The sequence below is a fragment of the Bradyrhizobium sp. STM 3843 genome (assembly GCF_000239815.1).
Taxonomy (GTDB): domain Bacteria; phylum Pseudomonadota; class Alphaproteobacteria; order Rhizobiales; family Xanthobacteraceae; genus Bradyrhizobium.
Window position 1 is genome coordinate 1 of sequence record NZ_CAFK01000144.1, and the last position, 4,510, is coordinate 4,510.

Genomic DNA, 4,510 nt, shown 5'->3' on the forward strand with positions numbered 1-4,510 from the left:
GATGAAGATCTTCGACACCTTGAGCGCGGTGGCGCCCTCGGTCACCGTGATCGACGTCCGCGCCGGCCTGATGTCGCCGACCCTGGCGGCACTCCGGGACATCGGCTTTCTCGATGCAGCCCGTTCCGGCCAGATCACCTTCGCGGTGTTCCACATCCTGGGCTCGTCGATCGCCTCCCTCGACGAAATCGCCGAAACCGCAAGCTACATGGTGGGCGCGAAATATTTCCTGGTGAAGAACTTCATCAACAACACGAGCTTCTTCGAGTGGGATCAGTCGACCTACGCCTCCTATTTCAACCGAATCAAGGATGCGACCGAGCTGACCATCCCCAAGCTCAACGAGATGGCCTACGAGCAGGTCGAGGTGGCCTCGGTCCCGTTCCTGAAATTCGTCGCCAACAAAGGTCCGCACGACGAGGCGGCCAACTACTCCTTCGTGCTGCGCGGCTACGTCCGGCATTGGCTCGCCAATGTCTGGAGCGAGTACGACCGGATCAAGCTGACCGACATCGTCGGCTCGTCCAAGCAGGTCGCCGCCGCGCGGCCCGCAGGGGAAAAATGACAGCTCCGCAAACAAGGGGGCTTTATCGAAGGCGCATTTGACCTGATATAGGTCAAATGCCTGCGACGCCCGTCTACATCGTCTGCTCGCCCCGCCCCCAGATCGGCAAGACGCTGCTCGCGCGGCTTTTGAGCGAATTTTTGCTGCTCAAAAATGGGCAGGTACGTGCCTTCGACATCTCGGTCCGCGAGCCTGCGCTGATCGATTATCTGCCGGCGATCACTGAGACCGCGGAGATCGAGGACACCTACGGCAAGATCCAGCTGATGGATCAGGTGATCATCAACGATGGCATGGCCAAGGTGATCGACCTCGGCTACTACGCCTTCGGCGAGTTCTTCAAAATGTCCGAGGAGATCGGCTTTTTGAAGGAGGCCGCACGGCGAAATGTCGTCCCCATCGTCCTGTTCTGCGCCGAGGGCGATCGGGTCTCGACGCGCGCCTATGACAACCTGCGCCGCCACATCCCGATGTCCCAGCTGATCGCGGTCGAGAACGACCACGTCCTGCGTGAGGAACTGCCCGCGCTCTTCACCCGCGGCCGGGTCTTGCGCATTCCCGCCCTGCCGCTGTTCCTCAAGACCTATATCGACCGATACTCCTTCTCGTTCACGGGCTATCTGCGCCAGGAACGGGATCAGTCCACCGAGCTGTATCAGTGGATCCGGCGCAACTACTACGCGCTGCGGGAGATCGAAACGGGGCTTGTGATGCAGCGGTCGTGATCGCCCCTCTTTTCGCCCGAAGTCCCGTCCCTTTTCCCGGCCCGCCCGCTCCGTCAGCGATCAGTGCCCCTCGAACGTGACCAGGGTCCGGACCGGCACGTCCATCGCCCGCAGCTTGGCGGCGCCGCCGAGATCCGGCAGGTCGATGATGAAGCAGGCCGCCACCACCGTGGCGCCGATCTGCTTGAGCAGCTTCACCGCCCCCTCCGCGGTGCCCCCGGTCGCGATGAGGTCATCGACCAGGATCACCCGCTCGCCCGGCTGCACTGCATCAACATGCATCTCCATCTCGTCGGTGCCGTATTCCAGCGCGTAGGACATGCTGACCGTCTTGTGCGGCAGCTTCCCCTTCTTGCGGATCGGCACGAAACCGGCCGAGACCTGGTGCGCCACCGCGCCGCCCAGGATGAAGCCGCGCGCCTCGATGCCGGCGACCTTGTCGATCTTCGAGCCGGCCCATGGATGCACCAGCTCGTCGACGGCGCGGCGGAAGGCTCGCGCGTCCGCCAGCAGCGTGGTGATGTCGCGGAACAGGATGCCGGGCTTGGGATAGTCCGGGATGGTGCGGATGGTGGACTTGATGTCCAGATCGAATGTCATCGGATTCTCACTCACGCCTGATGTTTTTCATCATTGCGAGCGAAGCAATCCAGGTTCGATAGCTCAAGACTGGATGGCTTCGCTTCGCTCGCAATGACGGATGATCTAGTTTGCCGGCTGCTTGAGCCGGAACGCATTCTCCACGATCTTCAAGCCCACGGCGTCGCCGAGCGACATCAGCGACTCCGGATGAAATTGCACGCCGCCGACCGGCAGGCTGGTGTGCTCGATCGCCATCGCCACCCCGTCTTCCGTGGAGGCCGTGACCGTCAGCACCTCCGGCATGCCCTCGCGCTCGACATAGAGCGAGTGGTAGCGGCCGATCACGATCTCGTTCGGCAGCCCCTGCATCAGCCGCCCGCCCCGCACCTGCACCCGCGACGGCCGGCCGTGCGCGGGCTGGCTGAGCTGGCCGAGATGCCCGCCGAAATATTCGCCCATCGCCTGGAGCCCGAGGCAGACGCCGAAGATCGGCAGCTTCTTGTCGAGCGCGGCGTCGATGGTCCTGGAGATCTTGAAGTCCTCCGGCCGGCCCGGACCGGGCGAGAGCACCACCAGGTCCCAGCTCCGCTCCTTCAGCATCGTCAGCGCATGGACATGGCGGACCACGGTAACGTTGGCGCCGACCTGGCGGAAATAATCGGCCAGCATATGCACGAAACTGTCGTCATGGTCGATCAGGAGCACCTGTTTGCCCGAGCCGGTGGCGTCCGGCGCGGTCGACGACAGCGGCTTGGGTGGATCGCCGCGCAGCGCCTGGAACAGAGCGGCGGCTTTGACCTGGCATTCGCGGTCCTCGGCGGCCGGGTCTGAATCGAACAGGCAGGTGGCGCCGACCCGCACCTCGGCGAGCCCATCCTTCATCCGGATGGTGCGGATGGTGAGCCCGGTGTTGATCGAGCCGTCAAAATTGACCACGCCAATCGCGCCGGCATACCAGCGCCGCGGCGAACGCTCATGGTCCTCGACGAACTGCATCGCCCAGAGCTTCGGCGCACCGGTCACCGTCACCGCCCAGGCATGGGTCAAAAACGCATCGAGCGCATCGAAGCCGGGCCGCAGCATGCCCTCCACGTGATCGACGGTGTGGAACAGCTTCGAATAGGTCTCGATCTGCCGCCGCGCCAGCACCTTGATGGTGCCGGGCACGCAGATGCGCGCCTTGTCGTTGCGGTCGACGTCGGTGCACATGTTGAGCTCGAACTCATCCTTCTCCGAGTTCAGGAGCTGGCGAATCTGCTCGGCATCGCCAATCGCGTCACGCCCGCGCGCAATGGTGCCGGAGATCGGACAGGTCTCGACCCGGCGGCCGTCGGAGCGGACGAACATTTCCGGCGATGCCGACACCAGAAACTCGCCCTCACCCAAATTCATCAGCGCGCCATAGGGCGACGGGTTGATCCGGCACAGCCGCTGGAAAACCTCGGCCGGCGAGCGGTCGCAGGGCTCGCCGAACAGCTGTCCCGGCACCGCCTCGAACAGGTCGCCGCGGGCGAACGCCGCCCGCGCCAGCTCCACGGTCGCCTGGTATTCGCCGGGCGCGTGGTCGGCAAAGCCCTGGCGCGGCTCCTTCAGATAGACGCTGTCGTCGGTCTCGCGCGGCAGGCCGGCCGTGGATTGGCCGTTCCAGGCAAAGTCGTAGGACAGGATCACGCCGCGGCCGGTGGCGCGATCATAAGCAAGCAGGCGATCCGGCACGTAGAGCACGATATCGCGCTGATCCTTCTCGCGCGGCCGCTTCTGCACGAGGTCCTCGATCTGGAACACGAGGTCATAGGCAAAGGCGCCGAACAGGCCGAGCAAGGAATCGTCGCCGGCCGAGAACGCCGCGATCAGAACCCGCACCAGCGACATCACGCTGGCGCGGCGGGTGCGCTGATCTTCCTCAACCGGCGCCGGTCCGCGGATGATGTGGCCGGCCAGCCGCGCCGGCGTATGTTCGGTGATGACGACGGCGGGGTCGCGCAAGGTAGCGCCGAGGAAGGCGATCAGCACTTCGCCGCGCCGGTTCAGTGCCTGCAGGGCGAAATCGGTGCCCGTGGTCTCCAGCGCCAGCGGCGGATCGGCAAAGCCGAGGTCGAAGCTCTCATAGCGCCCGGGCACGGTGGTGCCGGAGGACAGCACCACGCCGCGACGGCGGTCCAGCAGGTTGATCAGGTCGTCGAGCCGGCTGGCGCCGCCGGAAAACTGCTCGGCCGCGCGGGTGACGGAAAGCCCGCCGCGGGTGCGGTACTCGCTCAGCGCCGGCAGGGAAAAAACAGTCCTGTTCATGGTGTCCTCTTACGAAACTTGCCGAGGAAACGCCACACAGGACAAACGGGAGGGCCGCCGCTGCGTGGCGGCCTCGAGCGATTGCATGTCAGAAAAATCGCACCGGCCACCTTTTACAAGGTGCGCCACCAGAGCTTTGCTGGGCGGACGACGGTGCACATGGCCGGCTAGAGACCACGGCGGAAGACGGAGGTCAAGGGCGGGATGGTTACAGTTAACCCGGCGGCGCGCGCGGCGTTGGTCGCGCTGCCACCCTCCCCTGGAGGGGGAGGGTCGCCTCACGGCGAGCGGAGCGAGGCGTGAGGCGGGGTGGGGTGACGTCTCCACATCCACCATTGTCCACCGCTTC

The 4,510-nt window shown here is 64.9% G+C and carries 4 protein-coding genes; 2 read left to right on the forward strand and 2 right to left on the reverse strand.

Going from position 1 to position 4,510, the window contains the following annotated elements; genetic code table 11:
- The coding region (locus BRAS3843_RS16565) for a hypothetical protein (protein ID WP_008970104.1) at positions 1–565 on the forward strand (565 nt) is incomplete at its 5' end.
- 56 nt (positions 566–621) lie between these two features.
- On the forward strand, positions 622–1,290 hold the full coding sequence (locus BRAS3843_RS16570; protein WP_008970105.1) for a hypothetical protein: 669 nt from the start codon (positions 622–624) through the stop codon (positions 1,288–1,290).
- 60 nt (positions 1,291–1,350) lie between these two features.
- Here the strand turns inward: BRAS3843_RS16570 and BRAS3843_RS16575 are convergent, their stop codons facing one another.
- Together BRAS3843_RS16575 and BRAS3843_RS16580 are read right to left on the reverse strand one after the other, a co-directional pair.
- Positions 1,351–1,890, reverse strand: coding sequence for an adenine phosphoribosyltransferase (locus tag BRAS3843_RS16575; RefSeq protein WP_008970106.1), 540 nt, complete (start codon positions 1,888–1,890; stop codon positions 1,351–1,353).
- A 105-nt stretch (positions 1,891–1,995) separates the two neighbouring features.
- On the reverse strand, positions 1,996–4,161 hold the full coding sequence (locus BRAS3843_RS16580) for an anthranilate synthase component I (protein WP_008970107.1): 2,166 nt from the start codon (positions 4,159–4,161) through the stop codon (positions 1,996–1,998).
- Positions 4,162–4,510 lie beyond the last annotated feature (349 nt).

What these genes read in the sequence shown, in the direction of transcription:
- BRAS3843_RS16570 (WP_008970105.1), top strand. Translation starts at nt 622, where the DNA reads ATGCCTGCGACGCCCGTCTACATCGTCTGCTCGCCCCGCCCCCAGATC.
- BRAS3843_RS16575 (WP_008970106.1), bottom strand. Translation starts at nt 1,890, where the DNA reads ATGACATTCGATCTGGACATCAAGTCCACCATCCGCACCATCCCGGAC.
- BRAS3843_RS16580 (WP_008970107.1), bottom strand. Translation starts at nt 4,161, where the DNA reads ATGAACAGGACTGTTTTTTCCCTGCCGGCGCTGAGCGAGTACCGCACC.